Source organism: Leuconostoc litchii, from assembly GCF_008107645.1.
Classification (GTDB): Bacteria; Bacillota; Bacilli; order Lactobacillales; family Lactobacillaceae; genus Leuconostoc; species Leuconostoc litchii.
Genome location: NZ_SDGY01000001.1, coordinates 55,615 through 74,223, shown reverse-complemented (window position 1 = coordinate 74,223; position 18,609 = coordinate 55,615). Strand labels below are relative to the sequence as shown.

General features: G+C 35.7%; 15 protein-coding genes. 2 read left to right on the top strand and 13 right to left on the bottom strand.

Annotated elements, in window-relative coordinates; all coding sequences use genetic code 11:
* Nucleotides 1-38: 38 nt before the first annotated feature.
* The gene (locus ESZ47_RS00340) at nucleotides 39-1,181 is read right to left on the bottom strand and encodes a PTS sugar transporter subunit IIC (RefSeq protein WP_148603727.1); all 1,143 of its coding nucleotides are present in this window, start codon (nucleotides 1,179-1,181) and stop codon (nucleotides 39-41) included.
* Nucleotides 1,182-1,556: 375 nt separating this feature from the next.
* Between ESZ47_RS00340 and ESZ47_RS00335 the strand changes: the two genes are divergently transcribed.
* The gene (locus tag ESZ47_RS00335) at nucleotides 1,557-1,874 is read left to right on the top strand and encodes a hypothetical protein (protein ID WP_148603725.1); all 318 of its coding nucleotides are present in this window, start codon (nucleotides 1,557-1,559) and stop codon (nucleotides 1,872-1,874) included.
* Nucleotides 1,864-2,562: an SAM-dependent methyltransferase gene (locus ESZ47_RS00330; RefSeq protein ID WP_208797464.1), complete on the top strand. Its 699-nt coding sequence runs from the start codon at nucleotides 1,864-1,866 to the stop codon at nucleotides 2,560-2,562. Before ESZ47_RS00335 ends, ESZ47_RS00330 begins: the two co-directional genes overlap by 11 nt.
* Before the next feature lie 33 nt (nucleotides 2,563-2,595).
* On the opposite strand, the gene ESZ47_RS00325 is transcribed toward ESZ47_RS00330, so the two are convergent.
* The 12 genes from ESZ47_RS00325 to ESZ47_RS00270 all read right to left on the bottom strand — a co-directional run bounded on the left by ESZ47_RS00325 (nucleotide 2,596) and on the right by ESZ47_RS00270 (nucleotide 18,544).
* On the bottom strand, nucleotides 2,596-3,432 hold the full coding sequence (locus tag ESZ47_RS00325; protein WP_148603721.1) for a DUF368 domain-containing protein: 837 nt from the start codon (nucleotides 3,430-3,432) through the stop codon (nucleotides 2,596-2,598).
* 54 nt (nucleotides 3,433-3,486) lie between these two features.
* Nucleotides 3,487-4,017, bottom strand: a complete 531-nt coding sequence (locus ESZ47_RS00320) for an adenine phosphoribosyltransferase (protein WP_148603719.1) — start codon at nucleotides 4,015-4,017, stop codon at nucleotides 3,487-3,489.
* Nucleotides 4,018-4,051: 34 nt separating this feature from the next.
* Nucleotides 4,052-6,019: a single-stranded-DNA-specific exonuclease RecJ gene (gene recJ, locus ESZ47_RS00315; protein ID WP_148603717.1), complete on the bottom strand. Its 1,968-nt coding sequence runs from the start codon at nucleotides 6,017-6,019 to the stop codon at nucleotides 4,052-4,054.
* Nucleotides 6,006-6,962 (bottom strand): ribonuclease Z, encoded by a 957-nt coding sequence (gene rnz / locus ESZ47_RS00310; protein WP_148603715.1) that lies wholly within the window; start codon nucleotides 6,960-6,962, stop codon nucleotides 6,006-6,008. The genes recJ and rnz overlap by 14 nt, the downstream gene beginning before the upstream one ends.
* Nucleotides 6,963-7,094: 132 nt before the next feature.
* Nucleotides 7,095-7,610, bottom strand: a complete 516-nt coding sequence (msrA, locus tag ESZ47_RS00305; RefSeq protein WP_148603713.1) for a peptide-methionine (S)-S-oxide reductase MsrA — start codon at nucleotides 7,608-7,610, stop codon at nucleotides 7,095-7,097.
* A gap of 58 nt (nucleotides 7,611-7,668) precedes the next feature.
* Nucleotides 7,669-8,622, bottom strand: coding sequence for a 2-dehydropantoate 2-reductase (locus ESZ47_RS00300; protein WP_148603711.1), 954 nt, complete (start codon nucleotides 8,620-8,622; stop codon nucleotides 7,669-7,671).
* Nucleotides 8,623-8,726: 104 nt separating this feature from the next.
* Nucleotides 8,727-9,458: a tRNA (guanosine(37)-N1)-methyltransferase TrmD gene (gene trmD / locus ESZ47_RS00295; RefSeq protein ID WP_148603709.1), complete on the bottom strand. Its 732-nt coding sequence runs from the start codon at nucleotides 9,456-9,458 to the stop codon at nucleotides 8,727-8,729.
* Complete coding sequence (gene rimM, locus ESZ47_RS00290) at nucleotides 9,458-9,979, bottom strand: ribosome maturation factor RimM (protein ID WP_148603708.1); 522 nt, start codon at nucleotides 9,977-9,979, stop codon at nucleotides 9,458-9,460. The genes trmD and rimM overlap by 1 nt, the downstream gene beginning before the upstream one ends.
* A gap of 82 nt (nucleotides 9,980-10,061) precedes the next feature.
* A complete protein-coding gene (locus ESZ47_RS00285) occupies nucleotides 10,062-10,538 on the bottom strand; it encodes a methylated-DNA--[protein]-cysteine S-methyltransferase (RefSeq protein ID WP_148603706.1) in 477 nt (158 codons plus the stop codon).
* Between the two features lie 43 nt (nucleotides 10,539-10,581).
* Nucleotides 10,582-14,274 carry a helicase-exonuclease AddAB subunit AddA gene (addA, locus tag ESZ47_RS00280; protein WP_148603704.1) on the bottom strand — a complete coding sequence of 1,231 codons (3,693 nt, stop codon included), beginning with the start codon at nucleotides 14,272-14,274 and terminating at the stop codon, nucleotides 10,582-10,584.
* On the bottom strand, nucleotides 14,274-17,753 hold the full coding sequence (locus tag ESZ47_RS00275; RefSeq protein WP_148603702.1) for a PD-(D/E)XK nuclease family protein: 3,480 nt from the start codon (nucleotides 17,751-17,753) through the stop codon (nucleotides 14,274-14,276). The genes addA and ESZ47_RS00275 overlap by 1 nt, the downstream gene beginning before the upstream one ends.
* A complete protein-coding gene (locus tag ESZ47_RS00270) occupies nucleotides 17,753-18,544 on the bottom strand; it encodes an alpha/beta hydrolase (RefSeq protein WP_148603700.1) in 792 nt (263 codons plus the stop codon). Before ESZ47_RS00270 ends, ESZ47_RS00275 begins: the two co-directional genes overlap by 1 nt.
* Between the last annotated feature and the right edge of the window lie 65 nt (nucleotides 18,545-18,609).

Here is an 18,609-nt window from a genome sequence, read left to right as displayed (position 1 = left end):
TGTTGTCACTACTAACATACATGAGTTTTTTATTTACATTAAATCATTTCTAAATGTAGTTGTTGAGGCTTGGCCCATCCCATTTTGCGCATGAACCGGTAACCAATAAATGATACAATTACTGGCACACCAACACCAATAATCATGTAAGCAGCAAAACCAACTGGGTTTGAACCAGCTAATGCTAATGGCACGATAAATGAGTTAAATCCAATACCGGCCATCGCAAACGGTGCTGTTACATTAAATATAATTGTAGCAATGGGTGCAGCAATTGCAGCACCAACCATTGGTGGAATAATCAAAGCTGGATTTTCTGTCAAATTTGGAAACTGAATCTTTGGTGTAACAATTCCTTGTGCAATTGTTGCTCCTATTTTATTTTCATGGAATGACATTGCTGGGAAGCCAACGAAAACAGCAGTCGTTCCAATCAAGATAGCACCTGCAGCTTCAGGTGATGTAATACCAGTTGCACCAATCGCAACAGCCAAAGCAGCTGCAGACGCTGGTGTCATTGTCAACGCACCGAAAACCATAGCAACAATTGCTGTACCAATAATTGGGTTGACTGCAACACTAGAAGCAATAAACTTTCCAACAGCAACTAAAGCTGGTGTTGTTACAGCAGCCAAATAGTATCCAGAAACTGTACCGACAATCGTTGTTGCAGCTGGCACAATCACCATATCCAAAGGCGTTTTCCCACTCAACCACTTACCAAATAACACTGCAATCAAGCCAGCAATAACGGCTGAAATTGGCTGTCCTGTAGTCATCACAGCAGACCCAGCAGCTTGTGCACTTTCATATCCTGTAGCTGTTACGCCCTGTACTGCATTATCTGTAAAAAAAACTGCATTAGCCCCCACTGCTGAAGCGGCCATAGCACTAAACATAACCATTGTATTGGTTTTCATTTGTGAAGCAATTGCAGCACCAAAAGCTGCTGGCAACATAATTTTCGTAATTGCGCCCATTTGTACCATCGGTGCCCAATGAATAAAGCCAGCAATTGTTTGTAGCAACAGACCCATACCCAATGTTACTAAAATAGCATTTGAGACTGCTGCACTGACTTTATAAACTGTATCACGAATTGATTCTTTTTCTTGTACAGCTTTTGCTTTGATTGCCTCGGTATCGATTTGACGTTGTGGTGTAATTGCATTTTGTGCCATAATATTTCTCCTGTTTTATAACCATATTCCAATATGAGCTACCAACAACCGCTGAGAAATATAAAACGCCCCAACGATTGCTCGTTAGGACGCTTCCTACCTAACCAGCTACTCTTGACTCTTTTGAAAAGTCTAGTAGCTGATTATTGCTCAAATAACAACCAACTAGACTCAGATGAGAAGAAGGTTGAGGAGGAGTGCATTATTTTGTTGTGCTTGTGCATTATTAGCCATTATTTGTCTCCATTTTTGAGCGATTGACTCGCTTTTTCTATGAATATAAGTATACCCCATTAAATTTCACATGTCAATATTTTCTTTTAAATCTAATAAAACTTCTAAAAACTATAGTATAATAGACTTAGAGGAAAAACTATGAAAAAAATATTTCAATTTATTGGTGTCTTAGTGTCTACTATCATCGCGCTATTGATTTTAATCCCAATTCTTTTAACTATTGTCGGCGTTGCAGTACCCGTAGTATTAAGTATCTTAGGTGTTGCACTCTTTTTTGTTTTAATAGCCCTTGCTTTTGGTGGTATAATCGCTTTGGTAGTTCTATGGCGTTTCCGAAAAAATATGAAAGATAACGATTTTGAATTTGTCAGAAATGGTAAACATTTCAATATTCATATCAATAAAGATGAAAATCCTCAAAATCGTCGTGATGTAACAAATAATCATGAAGACTGAACTTGAGAAATATATTAAAATTTTCGCTAATGAACCAAATATTTTGTCCAAAATACAAGCAGCTCACTCTGCTTTGCAGGCGTTAGATAGACATGATATACCTGGATTCCCACTACCAAAATTAAGTTTTACAAATAACGAAATTCTTTCTGATTTGAGATTAATGGCACTAGACGATTTATTTTCTGAATTTCGACAAACGATTATTGAATATTTTGGCGTTTGGCATTTACCGAATAAACTTTGGTTAAATGACTTGCATCAATTCATAGCTGGTCGTGCTGTTATAGAAATTATGGCCGGAAATGGTGTCATCACGAGTCAACTCAGGAATTTTCATGATCATATTATTGCAACAGATACTTTTAACTGGCAAGATCAGGATACAAACCATATTAATCCGTGGACAGCAGTAGATGAATTGGATGCTCTAACTGCGATACAAACATTAAATTATGATGTAATTATATTAAGTTGGGCACCAGATACAGATATCGTTGATTGGCAGATTTTACTCACTTTACGCAAAAATCATTTTAAAGGAGATTTTGTGGTTATTGGTGAGAAAGATGGCGCTACAAATTCATCTGTATTTTGGAAAAATGCAAACTTGTCACTTATTCCAAAATTAAACCGTTATCATCAACCTTTTGATTTTATTAATGATCAAGTTTGGTTAGTACAATAAAAAATCACGCGATAGTTGTAATCGCGTGATTTTTTATTTATATTTTTTTTCTAAACCACTCATCCAAAAACCAAGAAAAAGTCCAAGAAAAAATAATATAAAACTAATAATTGCACTGATTATAGTAAAATCACTATAATCAGCAACTGGTGGAATAACGATTAATAATGTTGATACAACAACGACACCTAGAATAAAATGATACACCTTAGCATAATAATGATGCAGTAAGTAATTCATTAACTTTGAAAATAGTATTAATGTCAGCATTCCTCCAAGCGCAATGGGCATAAACACACTCACATCTGCTCGTCTGAATCCTGCTAACATTGGATCAAACAGACCTAAATACAATAGTAAGTTAGACGGGCTCAGTCCTGGTACGATAACGCCCAAGGCAATTAATGAACCAGCCAACATGAAAGAAAAGAAATTGACTGGCATACTTCCTAGAATATCAGATATATAATACAATAACACGCCACCAAAAACAACTGTTGTAGCAAATAACCACCAGTCTTTACTATTACGTCCTTGTTTCCCACTTTCTTTAATCAAAGTTGGTAATGTACCTATAATAGCACCAGCAAATCCCCATAGAACTATTGCTTTATATTCTAACAATAAGAATTCAAGCGGTCGACTTAGTAAAATGATACCTGCAATACCACCAAGACCTACTGGCAAAAAAAACCAAAAATCCTTTTTAAAATTCTGCCTTAGATGCGCCATAAAGTTAAGCATTCGCTCATATAACCCCAAAATGGCTGCTAATACACCACCGGATACACCTGGAAGAATAAATCCTAAAGCGATAAAAATTCCTTTGCAAAAACGTGTAAACCATTCTTTAATGTTACTCTTGTTCATAGGTAGCACCTCACATGTTATCTACTACTTTTCTAAGTTACTCTATCTGGTATCTTAGTATTCCATCAAGGCCAAAAATGGCACTTCACCAGCCTTCATAATTTTTTCACGCCCTTGTAAACTTTCTAATTCAATAATGAAAGCTACACCAGCAACAACACCACCAAGTTTTTCGATAATTTCTCGTGTCGCATTAATTGTACCACCCGTTGCTAATAGATCATCAACAATTAACACGCGTTGTCCTGGTCTAATAGCATCTTTATGGATTTCTAACTCATTAATACCACCATATTCAAGCGTATATGAAGCAGACACTGCTTCACGAGGCAGCTTACCACCTTTGCGCGCAGGAACAAAACCAATATTCATTGCGTATGCTAATGGTGACCCAACAATAAATCCACGCGACTCAGGTCCAGCAATTAAATCAACATTTAAGTCTTTTGCAAAATCAGCTATGGCATCTACTGCTTGCTTGTAAGCTGCGCCATCCCCCATTAGCGGTGATATATCTCGAAAACTCACACCAGGTTCTGGATAGTCTTCAACTGTTGCAACAAAATCATGTAAATCTACTGTCATTCTAAATCTCAGAGCTAAAGCTCATACTTTCTTTTTAACGATTTGCCAAATATTTTTGGTAAGTTACTGAGGTGGTTAAAGATCTTTGTGTTGCACCCGAAATAATTGTAACAAATCCATTAGATACATGCACAAATCCTAGTTCAATAAATACTTGAATCATAATATTTAAATCATTTTTATTGATGTTTAATTGTGCAGCAATACTATCTAAATTCTTGGCAAAATTCACATCTTGATGTGAATATATAAATTTATATACCTGCGCAAAAAATTGCTTATGTGCCGTATTTTCAATCGGAGCAGCGGGTTGATCAATCGCTTTTAATAATAATTGTACAGTTCTACGCCCTCTAAAATAATTTAAACCTATTGTGGCAGCAAAAGATAACCCTGTAGGATTCATCACAATTGGCACCCAATCTGGATGGTTAAACCCAACAGCTTCAATATTATTTTCTAATACTAATTTAAGGTGTTGTTTCAAGGTGCCCATGGTTGATACTTTATCTATTTTTGGTCGATTTAATCCGAAAATAGGTTGTGGATTTCCTGTTCCAAAAGGTTCCAACAATTTTAATTCTTCATATGTCTCCACACTAATTTCTTTAACAGATAGCATCATATTAATATCAACAGCTGGAGACTTGATTTGTAATTTTGATGACTTTAATCGAACCTGATTTTGTAAATTTATCAACTGTTCTGACGAAATAGCCAAACCAAGCGCACTTGCATGTCCACCAAACGTGTCATATAAATTACGAAATGCATTCATAAATTGATAGAGATCAAAGTCACCAAAAGTACGCCCTGATCCTTTATAAAGCCCATCCGTTAAACTTAAAACGATTGTTGGTTTTTGAATAAGTTCTACTAATCGACTGGCAACAATGCCTAAAATGCCTTGATGCCAATCTTTTCCTGCAATAATCAAAATGGAATCATTTTTATACTCATCTGACAGCGCTATTTGCTTAGCCGCACCAAAAACTTCTTCAACGATTTCTTGACGTTGCGCATTAATGGCTTCAATTTCTGAAGCCATTACGGATACCATCTCAGAATCTTGGTTCAATAATAAATTTAGTGCTAACGTTGCATCTCCCAAACGGCCAACAGCATTTAAACGTGGTGCTATTTTAAATGAAATAGACTCTGCATTTACAGGTTCATTGTCTTTTTTTCCAGCATTTTTTAAAACAGCTTCGAGACCCAGACGTGGTGATTCATTAATTTGCTTCAATCCCAACGAAACCAGCACTCGGTTTTCGTCAGTTAGAGAAACCATATCAGAAATTTCACCCAATGCAACTAAATCTAACAATTCCGTTGGTAATTCTGATGCATCTTCAACAGGTTGACCTTCATTCAGCAAGGCTTGCGCTAATTTAAAGGCCACTCCAGCACCAGATAAGTCCGGAAACGGATACTTACCCTCTGGATGCCTTGGATGAACAATTGCATACGCAGCAGGTAATACTGTAGGTAACTCATGATGGTCAGTTATAATAACATCCACACCTTGAGACATCGCATATTCGACGGCTTCTTGACCACTAACCCCATTATCTACCGTAACAATAACTTGTGTGCCGTCGGCTATCAGCTTTTTATACGCCTCAATATTTGGACCGTATCCATCTGAAAAACGATTGGGAATATAAGCTTTAACTTCAGCACCTAATACTTCAAGTGCTTCAATCATAATGGCTGTGCTCGTCACACCATCCATATCATAGTCGCCGTATATTACAATTTTTTCTCCGCCAAAGGCAGCTTCTTGTATCCGTTCAACAGCTTTATCCATATCGTGAAGTAGCATTGGGTCATGAAGTTGCTCAACACTAGGTTTTAAAAACTGGAAAGCTGACTCAGGGTCTGTATATCCTTTTTGTCCAACAATAGTTGAAGTAAATTGACTGATATTTAGTTGTGAGCTTAACTGTCGAATAACCTTTTCAGTTGGTTGCGACAATACGTTCCAATTATTTTGATTCATTACTATCTTTCTTAAAAGGAATATCAATAACATCGAAATCCCGTGCAACATAGGTATTAGAAAAGTTTCGACGAACGTCGGATATTAAATCTTTAACCATTGGCCCTATGTATCGAGCTGATAAATGCGTTAGTACTAGTTTATCAACATGTGCACGGCGAGCCACGCTAGCAGCATTAACGCTTGTAGAATGTGCATGTGCTTTGGCCATTTTTGATTCTTCTTCACCCGATCCGTAGGTACTTTCATGAACCAATACATCAGCATTTTTGGCTAACAGAGCAACATTATCATTAGGCCGTGTATCTAAAACAAATGTCACAATACGCCCTCGTTGTGCTTGTCCAATAAAATCTTGACCATGAATGGTACGACCATCAGGCAATGTAACTGTTTTTCCTGATTTAAGTTGACCATATATTGGTCCAGAAGGAATGTTTTCCTGCCTTAATTTGTCAACTAATAATTCTCCAGGGTGATCTTTTTCTATTACCCGAAATCCCCAAGTTTCAATGCGATGTCGCATAGGCGCTGCTATAACTTGAAAGGTACGATCATCGAAAATAACCCCTTCTTTCAAATCAACATATTCAATCGGATAAGATAAGCGAGTTTCAGAAATACGAAGTGCTGTTTGCACAAAATCTTTCACACCTTTGGGACCATATATTGTCAGCGGCTCATTTTTATCAGCTCCTTGAAAAGAACGTGAGCTCAAAAAACCTGGTAAGCCAAAAATATGATCACCATGTAAGTGTGTAATAAATATTTTTTCAACCTTACGTGGTCGTAAAGTTGTTTTTAAAATTTGATGTTGCGTAGCTTCACCAACATCAAAAAGCCATACCGCATTACGTTCATCTAACAAACGAAGCGCAATACTTGTTACGTTTCTAAATTTAGAAGGTTGGCCTGAGCCAGTTCCGAGAAATTCAAGTTGCATTAATTTTACCTACTGAGCGCTTTCTTAATAACGTTCATAACTAGTCAATTATAACAAAAAATGAGCGTTTCCGCTCAAGTTCATATGATTTAAATTAAATTTTATTTTTTTAGAAAATACTATTCATGCAATTTAACGCCAATTATCAGCCTTAAATTGTGAACGTTGCGCCATTTCTAAGGCTTCTCGGGCAGGATCTTTTTTGTAAAAATCTTGATGATACTCTTCGGCTTCATAGAAAGGTTTAGCGTCTTCTATTTTTGTTACGATTGGTTCGTCAAATCGCTTCGAAGCAATTAAAGCAGCTTTAGACTTTTCTGCAATTTTTCGTTGCTCAGGACTATTGACAAAAATTACTGGACGATAGTTGTCTCCCCGATCTTGGAACTGTCCCATTGCATCGGTTGGATCAGTTTGTTCCCAGTAAATCTCCACCAGCTCATTATAGCTCATTTTTTCTGAATCAAACCATATTTTAACAGCTTCGGTGTGGCCTGTTGTATGTGACAAAACTTGTTCATAAGTTGGATTTTTCGTATGGCCACCGGTATAACCTGAACGAACTTTTTCAATACCATCTAATGAGTCAAATGGTTGCACCATGCACCAAAAACAGCCACCAGCAAATATTGCAGTTTCTATTGCCATATTATATCCATCTCCTTACAAATTAAAAGTAACTAGCTCAATTATAATTTAATTGTGCCTAAATTTCAAAAGTTTCTTGTTTTTTAGCTAATTTAGTACGTTCAATATCTTCCTTAGCATGAATCAATCTTGTCACTAATGAATTAAACGGCAGTTCAATACCATGTTCAGAACCTAGTTTAGAAAAATAGCCATTTAAGAAGTCAATTTCTGTGCGCTTTCCTGCTTTAATATCTTGATACATCGATGGATAATGATTTCCGGCATTTTCTGGACGTACTAATGAAACGATATCTTTCATAATTTCGTTAATATTGACATTAATACCTTCTAAATCACCAATTTTTTTTATTTCCTCTAAAATATTCAGTGATAAATCCATTCCATTACCGGCTGTGCCAAATTCTGCAATATTTGCATCCAGCAAAACGGTTAGAGGATTCAGTACCGAATTAATGCCAGCTTTGTGCCAAATAGCTTCAATAACGTTTTGAGATAAAGTTACATTTAGTTCAGCTTGATTTAAAGCATCTACCACTGCTGTAGCATCGACATTACCTATTGATTGTAACTTTATTGATCCACTACCAGTAGTGCGAATTTCACCAGGTTTTACTAATTCTGAGGTCCATAATGTCACACCAGCCAAAATTTGATTTCGGTTAACATGCCTCTCCATTACTTCAATATTGCCAAGACCATTCGACAGTACTAATAACTTTGTATTTTTTGTAATAATATGCTTGATGTCAATCAACATTGTATCTAATTGTGGTGTTTTCGTTAATAAAATGATTAAATCAAATTGACCATCAATTTCTTTTGCTGTCATCACTGGTATAAAAAACTTTTTTGATGTGCCATCATCTTGACGAACAGTCAATCCATCATTAGTAATGGCAGCAATGTGAGCAGCCCAACCATCAATACCCGTTACTTCATGTCCGGCCTGCTGTAACATCACACCAACTCGAGCACCAAGTGCACCAAATCCTGCTATCGCTATTTTCATAAATTTAAAAATGTAATAGTCTAAATACTTTATTTAAGTATTTTTACACTATATACACATTCCTCCATCTCGTCTGCTAATTTTGGGTTCATTACTACAAATTTTTATCGTTCTTCACTTTTGATATCATCTAATAAATCACGTTCTTGTGACGTTAACTGACGCTTTTCCAGTAAATCAGGACGACGTAAATAGGTACGACGTAATGATTCTTTTAATCGCCATTCCGCAATTTTAGCATGGTTACCATTTGTCAAAACTTCAGGAACTTTCCGTCCACGAAAATCTGCTGGACGTGTATATTGTGGAAATTCTAAAAGACCATCTTCAAAAGAATCCCCTTCTGCACTAGCCGCATTACCTAAAATCTCAGGTAAAAAACGCACAGTTGCGTCGATAATGACCATTGCCCCAAGTTCACCACCAGTTAAAACATAATCTCCAAGTGAAATTTCATCATCTACTAATTCTCGAATTCGTTCATCGTAACCTTCATAATGTCCAGCAATAAATGTCAAATGCTCATATGTTGCTAATTCTTGGGCCACTTCATGATTGAATTTTCTTCCTGCCGGATCAAGTAAGACTACATGTCCCTTATTTCCAGATTTTTTTTCAACAGAAGCCATAGCATCAAATATTGGTTGGGGTGTTAATAACATACCTGCTCCACCGCCAAAAGGGTAATCATCTACATTATTGTGTTTATTTTCGGTAAAATCACGAAAATCAGTAACCTCAAAATCCAAAGAACCTTTATCAATAGCTTTTCCAATAATTGATTGTCGCATTGGAGCAAACATATCTGGAAATAAGCTTAAAACATCAATTCTCATTAATCTAATAATCCTTCCAAAGCATCAATTTTAATCAATTTAGCTTCTACATCAACCGATTTAACCACATCATCAATCATTGGAATCAAGGCATCTGATTGTCCTTCACGTTTGATAATCCAAACGTCATTAGCACCTGTTTCCATGATTTCTTTAACAATACCAATGTTATTTCCATCTAAATCAACTACCGTACTATCAATGATTTCATCATAATAATATTGATCGTCTGCTAATTCCGGACGTGATGTACCCTCAATGTAAACATCATCACCTTTATATTTTTCAATTTCATTAATATTTGTAACACCAACAAATAAAACCAACCACATATTTTTATGTAGTCGAGATGATTGTACCTTAACTGGCACACGACCTTGTTTTGTGTCAATAAATAAAGCAGTTCCTTTTTTGAATCGATCTTGAGCAAAGTCAGTAATTGCCATGATTTTTACTTCACCACGAATGCCGTGTGTGTTAACGATTGTTCCAACTTTAAAATAATTTTCTGTATTAGTCATAATTCTATTGTATCAGGTTTTTAAAATTCACATGCAAAAAAGTGAGAAACAATGATCTTTATAAGACCACTGTTTCTCACTTTTATATTAGATTTTCTAACGTCAATAATTGTTGTTTCAACGCTGTGCCGTATCTAAATTTACCAACGCCACCACTTTTAGGCACAATATGATGACATGCATTAATAATTGGTATTGGATTCTTACCAACAGCCGTTGCCACAGCACGAATAGCAGTTGGTCGATTAATTTTTTGAGCTAATTGTTCATAAGTTAGCAGTCCTCGACAACAATTTAGGGCTTGCCAAACCGCCTCTTGAAAAGGCGTTGATTTCAGATAACCAATCTTCAAAACGGTAAAGTCTATTTTAACGCCAGTTGCGTACTGTTTAAATAATGCTATTTCAGGTAAATTTTCTTGTTGCAGCATATAGCCGGGGAAATCTTCTTCAAATTCAGCTATACCATTTACCGCTAAACTAAGACACACTATCGTATCTTCTTGCTTAAATAATGTTAATTTGCCATTCAAAAATGGTATGGTTTCGTATTTTATCATCATTGTTCCCCTAGTCAATTTAGTGTTTTACACGTTTAATATGCTACTTAATATTAATAACACGTCCTGAACTCAGTGAAATAAGTTGTGGCTCATTAATTATATAATCAGAAAATTCTTGTTGCAGTGCTCGCTTATATAACAATAATTGTCCTTTATAACGCGCCCGCAACTTATCTAAATCCTCTTCAATACGATTGTGCCGTACAAAGTCTGTTTTATAATCAAATAAGGTAATTGTTTTTGAAAATTCATCAACAAAGTAACCATCAATAATACCATGAATCAAAACTGGTGCCTTATCATCTAATGATTGATATATTTCATTTGCAGGCATAATCATTGCAAAAGTTGCTTCTCTATTCAAAGTCTCGTGATGAGCAATAATTTGTTGCGCAAAATCTGATTGTAAAAAGGTAATAATGCCATCAATATCAATCATTGCTGCCACATTATCAAGTATTCGATGCTTTTCAACTAACTGATCACGTAGCGTTTCAATTTTTTGTAAAGTGTTTATTTTTGTAAAATCGATTAATTGGAGTATTAAATGCGTAGCTGTACCAACCGCAGATTTCGATGGCTTTTGTGAGCCATCGCTCATAAACGTTGGTGATAGTAATTCATCAGACATTAAAACATTAGCCGGCCTTAATTGTCCGTCTTCTGAAATAACTGCATTTTCCATTTGGCTTTGATCTGGATCTTCAAATAAGCGTTTGATTTCACTCACTGATTGATAAGCAGCAGTTTGTGTTGCTGCAATATTTGGATATTGATAATTAAGAATTCTTTTCGCATGATTAAAATCTTGTTGGGAATAATTTTCAGTCGTATTTTTATCTTCGTTAATCGCCGTAACCGTAGGCGCGTGAATAGCTGACTGCTCCTTAATATGAACATTGATTTTTCCCGTCAACGAAGTCTCTGGGCCAAGCAATCGTGGTAGCTGACCATCTCCCAACCACTCTTCAAGTACACTATTTTTAGAGCGAGCCAAACTCATGAGTAACCATTTTAAATAAGAATCAGCTTGCAATCTTAAAAATTCTGGTAAAAACTGACCATTTACATTTTTAGCCTGCTGCCACAACATTTTTAACGCCTGATTATCTTTTTCAGTGGTTACCTTAACTGAACCAATGATAAATAATTGCTGCTCAGCTCGGGTTAACGCTACATAGAGTAACCGCATTTCTTCTGACCAACTTTGTCGCTTCAATGCCTGTTTCACAACCATTTTTTGTAAGGTAGGTATTGTCACTAAGGCATCAGGCTGGACATATTCCAAGCCTACACCCTCATTTTTTTGAATAAGTAGACCACCATTCAAATCTTGTTTATTAAATGCTTTATCGAATTCTGGTAATAAGACAATGGGAAATTCTAAGCCTTTTGAAGCATGTATGGTCATGATTCTTACTGCTTGAGTATCGGTTTCTTGTGCTGCTTCACCTAAATCGCTATCTCCAACTTGCAATTGCTCAATATACCGGACAAAGCGGAATAAACCACTGTGCGTATTATTTTGGTAACTCCGTGCATATTCGTATAGTGCATGTAAGTTAGCTTGACGTTGTCTACCACCAGGCATACCGGCTACATAATCAAGCCAAGCAGTATCATCATAAATTGACCAAATTAAGGATACTAAATCATTCTGAGTTGCCAGTGTATGCCACTTATCAATTAGATCGAGAAAATGTTGTGCTTTCTTACTATCTTTCGCATAAGATTTTAATGCTGTCCAGTAATCATGCACATTATCAGCGATGCGAATTTCAGCTAATTCATTTTCATCAAAATTAAATATGGGCGACCGTAAAACTGCTGCTAATGGAATATCTTGATGTGGATTATCAATTACACGTAAGATATCTAACATCAAATAAACTTCCATAGTTTGAAAATAATTTCCTACTCCATCAATTTGTACAGGAATTCCGGCAGCTCTTAAAGTCGAAACCAAATCAATATATCCAGATTTAGCACGAGTCAATATAGCAATATCACTATATTGCACTGGCCTCATACGAGCCGGATCAGCTTTACGATCATAAATCGTTGTTTCACGTAAATGACGTATTTTTTCTGCTAATAAGGCATATTGTGCCTGGCGTTTTTCAAACGTTTCAGCGTCGTTTTCATTGCTATCTTCACCGTCATCAACAATAATATCTAAATCAAATACAGCTGGCACTTCATCTGGATAAGATGCTTTAGGCACTAATTTTGCTTCCCCAGTGTAGGCAATATCACCCAAAGATTCGTCCATAATCTGTGTAAAAATCAAGTTAGTCACATTAGTTACATTATTTTGAGATCTAAAGTTATCGGCTAAATCAATACGAATATCATCATTTTTTGCTTGTGAAAATCTCTTATATTTATTGGTGAATAAAGATGGCTCTGCTTGACGGAACCCGTAGATACTTTGTTTAACATCGCCAACCATATACATATTGTGCCCATTGGAAACACTTGTTAGCAACGTTTCTTGCAACTGGTTAATATCTTGATATTCATCAACAAGAATTTCGTCAAACTGCCCCTGAATCGTTTTCTTTGTGTTTTCATCGGCTAATATTTCCAATGCTAACGTTCCTAAATCAGGAAAATCAAGTAAATTATCCTCACGTTTGGCCTGCTTAAAAGCCTTTCTAAAAGTCTCAGTGACGACAATCAGTGTATTAATTAGTTGATAAGATGCTTTTTGAACTTGTTGCCATGATTTTTCATCTAGTGAAAAGAATGATGTCTTTAAATCATTAATTTGAGATTTAGCACCAATAATTTGCCCTTTGATTTGCCTAGCACTTTCAAGTAAAGCAGATATTTCAGGATTCTCTTTTATTTTACTTGTTTGCGTATTAATTTTTCCCGCTGGCATATCTAATATTGCTGACCGTAACTCGTCCCAACTGGATGTCATTGTTTTTTTATTGATAGCAAGTAAATAATCTATTATTTCTGAAAATCCATCTTGTGTCTTTTTTAGTTCATCAACGCCAGCTATATCCATCAGAACTACTTGTGCCTTGTCAATTAAATCATTTATAGTTTCTAAAATAATTGGTCGAATACTATGCTTATACAGTGTTGTTTTTACTAATGGCTGGTCAGTAACTTCGTACGGTACAAGCAAGTTTTTCAACCATTCTTCCCCATCTGCACGTGCTTCAGCAAAATCAGATAATTTTAAAATAATTTTTTGTAAGGGTTCATCTTGATTAGGGTTTCCAAAATTATTAACTAACGATAAAAATGACTGGTGTTGTTCATGATTCTCTTCATAGAAATCAGCCAAAACTTTTGTCAAGACATCTTGCTGTAATAAACTTCGCTCTGCTGTATCTGACAATAAACGAAACTGAGGATCTAACCCTATAATATGATAATACATTTCAATAATTCTCAACGCATAGGCATCAATGGTTGAAATGTTGGCTGCTGGAAGAATAAGTAACTGTTCTTGTAAAAATCTTTTTTGTTGTTCGTCGGCTACTTGAAGACGTTTTTCAATAGCAACTTCTAACCGTTCACGCATCTCTTTAGCTGCTGCGTTTGTAAATGTAACAATTAAAAATCTTTCAACACTGGTACCATTTAAAATTTTTTGAATAAGACGTTCGATTAAAACTGTTGTTTTACCGGATCCAGCTGAAGCAGCAACTAAAATATTATGGTCTTTTTCTTTAATAGCACGCTGTTGATTATCCGTAAACTTCGTTGCCATTAATCTTTTCCCCCTTTCAATAATTGGATGATTGCATTTTTATCAGCTGGTGATTGCATTTTATAAATATCACCAAGGGCACGATCAAAGCGAATGATATCAAGATATGGCGAATAAGTTAAGCCACCTTCCACCGGCATAATAGGAAAATATCCAGCTAAGATGAGATCTCCAGCAGTAACAATATTTTCACGATTATGTTGTAATAATAACTCGAACTCATCTGGTTCAACTGCATCAACACCGCTTTTACCAATTTTTCCTGTTTGTAAAATAGCTAATGGGTAATGACGTGATTTTTCTTTTGGTTCTAGTGTTGCTAAGGCTTCCACATAAGCAGATTCAGAAATAAAAAGACCACGATATTTAAATGTTTCAGGCAATAAACTACCGCTAAAGAGTTGTTCTAAATTAATTTTATCATTTAACTTTGTTTTTTCTGGCGCAATCTTAGCAAAAAAAGCACCTCCTACTGCCTGAATGCCTAATTTTTCAGCATTTTGTTGGGCAGCATCCCAGTAAGTCAATAATTGCATTTGCAAGCCATCATAAGCTTGCCCCCAATTAAAAGTTTTACCATTAGACTTATAATCAATAATCGTGCCGAATTCACCGGTTAAATCCTGCTTATCAAAACGATCAATTTTTCCACGAACTCGCAGTCGTGGAAAAATTAAGGGGGGCAATGATTGCTTTGAAAAGCCAAACAATTGCTCTACTGCTTGCGGTTTGCTTGCATTCTCTCGTGCAGCCGCTTGCAAATTCAGTACCAGCTGTTCCGAAACTTTTCCTAAGTATGATGTTGTTGCACGCATTTTACCACTTTCATTTAGCATCTCAAAGGCTGGTAGATTTAATTGACTTTGAATATGTCTTCGGACTAATGAACGCAATTCATCCCCTGTAACATCTCGTAAACTTTGATTTTTAATAATCAAATCATGAAGAACATTTTCAAGAATAGCGTGATAAAACGTCCCTGTTTGTGCAACATTTAATTCATTTGTGACGCGTTCCCTTAACTTCAATCCATATTGTAAGAAATAACCAAAGGGATTGTTATAATAACTTTCTAATTGTGAAATTGAAACATTCAACTGTTGACCAAATAACCGCATCACTAATTCTGGTTTTAATTTTTCAGTCTTGTTTTTGTAGTATGGTGCTGATAGAACAATTTCAAGCCGTTTCTGCGTCGTGTTAGAAATAATATTTTGTATGGCCTTAAAAGCTGAAGTTTTAGCATACTGAGGCATTATTTTTACTAAATCAGATAATGTAGATCGTGCCGTACCTATGTAGTTTTTTAATAGCAAAGTAGCATTATCTGGTGTGCTATTCACTATATTGACCTCACTAGAAAATGTATCGACTAGTCGTTTAAAAAATGGTGACATTTCAGCAATTTGTCCGCTGGGCTCTAAAATTGGATATGATAAAGTTATATCACCGGTAGAGCTCATTAAACTACCGTAAAAAAGAAGATTTTCTTCAGCCATTTGCTGTTGTGCAGTATTTTGTAGATAGCGTGGATTTGACCCCTGTTGTAAAGCTGGTTGTACGATAGTACGTTCTGCGTCATTAATCAATGCCGTAGTCTTAGATTGCGCAGGTAAATTTTGACGTGTACCGCCAATAAAATACAACTGCTTATATTGTGTACTCTGAACTATACCAGCTTCAGAAATCATGAGTTGATCAAGATTGTTCGGAATGCCGGAAAACTTTGCACCTGATAATCCAGCTTGCAATGTAGTCACCATATCTATCAACGAGACTTGACGTGTTCCATCAATGTTGACCATTTCATCTAGAGTTTGCGTAAACATTTGCCAAACTTCTTCTATTTGTTGTGCACGTGATAAATCACCTTGCGCAATAAAATCATTTTTCTGCTCAATAAGTGCCTCGGTAACATGATATTTTTGTAACCATAGTATAAGATGCGTTACTGATTGACGTAGATTTTGTGCCTGTGAAAATCCTTGATCTAATTCATCAAATGCGTCAACAATAAAATGGCGTAGATATTCTAAACGATGATTTATTTTTTCATCTTTAGATACTTCTGTATCATCATTGTCACGAGTTACTTGAAATAATTTGAATTCTCGTGAAAAATCACGCCATTTTGACTCATAAGGTCGATAAGCGTACAAATAATTATCCATATACGAAACAATATCAAAAAACTCATCACGCGACACCAATTTATTATCAGATATTGGTCGTAATAAACCTGTTTTTAAAATGGCTAAAATAGTTTGATAATTAAATTTATTTGGTCCAAGTAAATTTAAAATTAATTCTACTAATGGATGATTCATCATATTGATGTCAACATCTAAAAAATATGGTAAATCAAATTGTGCCATAATTGCTTTAATATGTGCTTCATAAGGCGTTAAGTCTCTAGCTAAAATAATAATATCACGTAAATGCAACTCTGGATTTTCAGCCAATGATGCTCTAATACGACGGGCAACTTCTTTAATTTCAGTAATTGGATTTTCAGCAGCAAAAGCTTTTAAATTAACATCATTGCGTGAACCCTTAAATGGCCGATACTCACCTAAACTTTCCCATGCTTCCAAAACTTGCCTACTTGTTCTAGATTGTTTTCTTTCTTGTTTAGCAGCCACCACTTTCACTTCTTGTTGCGCCATCTGCGCTACATCTGTCAGTTGTTGCACGGTAGTCATTGGTTTAAAAAAGACATCGCCTGATTGCTGGTGGCCTAATTGTTTAGTATTCCCAAGAATTGAAATTGTTACGGGATATTTTATTACAAGTTGATTAACAACCATCATCTCTGCACTAGTAAAGCCATTAAAGCCGTCGAAATAAAAAGCAACATTGGACAAATCAAAAGTACTTAACTGCTTTGCAAAAGTTAACAGCACCTCTTGATTAGTAATTTGATTGTTACCCATTAGTTGATTAAAAATCTCTGATACAATTGCTAAATCGCGTAATTTAGCATTCAATGTTTGACGTAAGAATACATTGTCAGCAGATTGTTCCAAAATCTCTAGTAAATTTTCTGGCGTAACATTACTAGCACGCAACTCAACTAATTGAGATACAAGTGCTGCAACAAAACCACTTTTAGCTTGCATACGAGAAAAGACCGGCAATTTATCAGCTTGCTCGCGTAAAATATTTGAAACCATCATAAATAAACCAGTTGGTGCAATAATATCTGGTTGATCTTCAGGAGTATTTTTCATCAAAGCCCAGGCCAAACGAGTTAATGAATAAACCTGTAATCGACTTTGTGCATACAATTTAGTTTCATCGTTACCATTAATTATAGAAAAACGTTGCAGTACATCTACTTCACTATCAAATTTCACGTGATTAGGAACAATGTAATAAACTGCTAGTGCACTGTGTTGTTGAAATTGTTGTTGAATATTCTCCAACATTTCACCACGTAAATCGTGTCGGCCATTTCCCATCAAGATGTTGAGTGTCATTAACTCAATCTCTCTTCCTGAACATAATCAATTGGTAACCATTCTAGCACACGTTCTATCTGTTTGTTCCAATAATACCATTCATGTTTACCAGGTGCGGTTTCATAAACAATATCGTAATTTAGTTGTTTCAAAGTTGCTATTGTCTGATCATTCATTGGCTTCAAGAAGTCTTGTTCACCAATCCATGCATATAATTCTGGACGCTTTTCACATTGATTTGCTAGTGCCAGAAGATCATTTTTGGAACCTGAAAAGTCCTTAAAACTACCGAATATGCCTTCCCAATAAGGTAACTTACCCATACTTAAAAAATCTTCTTCTCTTGCTTGCCCTACCAAGGCCCCAGACAAGGAGGCAGCATAACTAAATTTATTAGTTCCTAGTGCCAATTTAAATGCACCATATCCACCCATTGACAATCCGGCAACAAAATTTTTTTCTCTCTTAATCGACAGTTGTGGAAATAATGTAGCCACTTTCTCTGGTAATTCGTTCGCAAGAGCATCAAAATAGTTTAAACCATAAGTCGTATTTGTATACCATGCTAAATCAGTAGACGGCATAATAATCGCTATAGGTGTTTGTCTCACTAAACGTTCAATTGATGTTCGACGTTGCCATGTCGCATAATCTCCAGACATACCATGAAGTAAATAGAGTACAGGAATATCTGTTAATGTTTCTGACGTCCATGTGGGATTATGATCTGATAATTCAGGTAAAATCACACTCATCATGCGATCCATACCAAGTACTGTTGAATAATAATTAACCTCTAAATAAGCCATTTCACACCACTTTCCATTTATTTATTACTGTTATTTTAACAGAAAAAGCGTACGAGTGTTCGTAC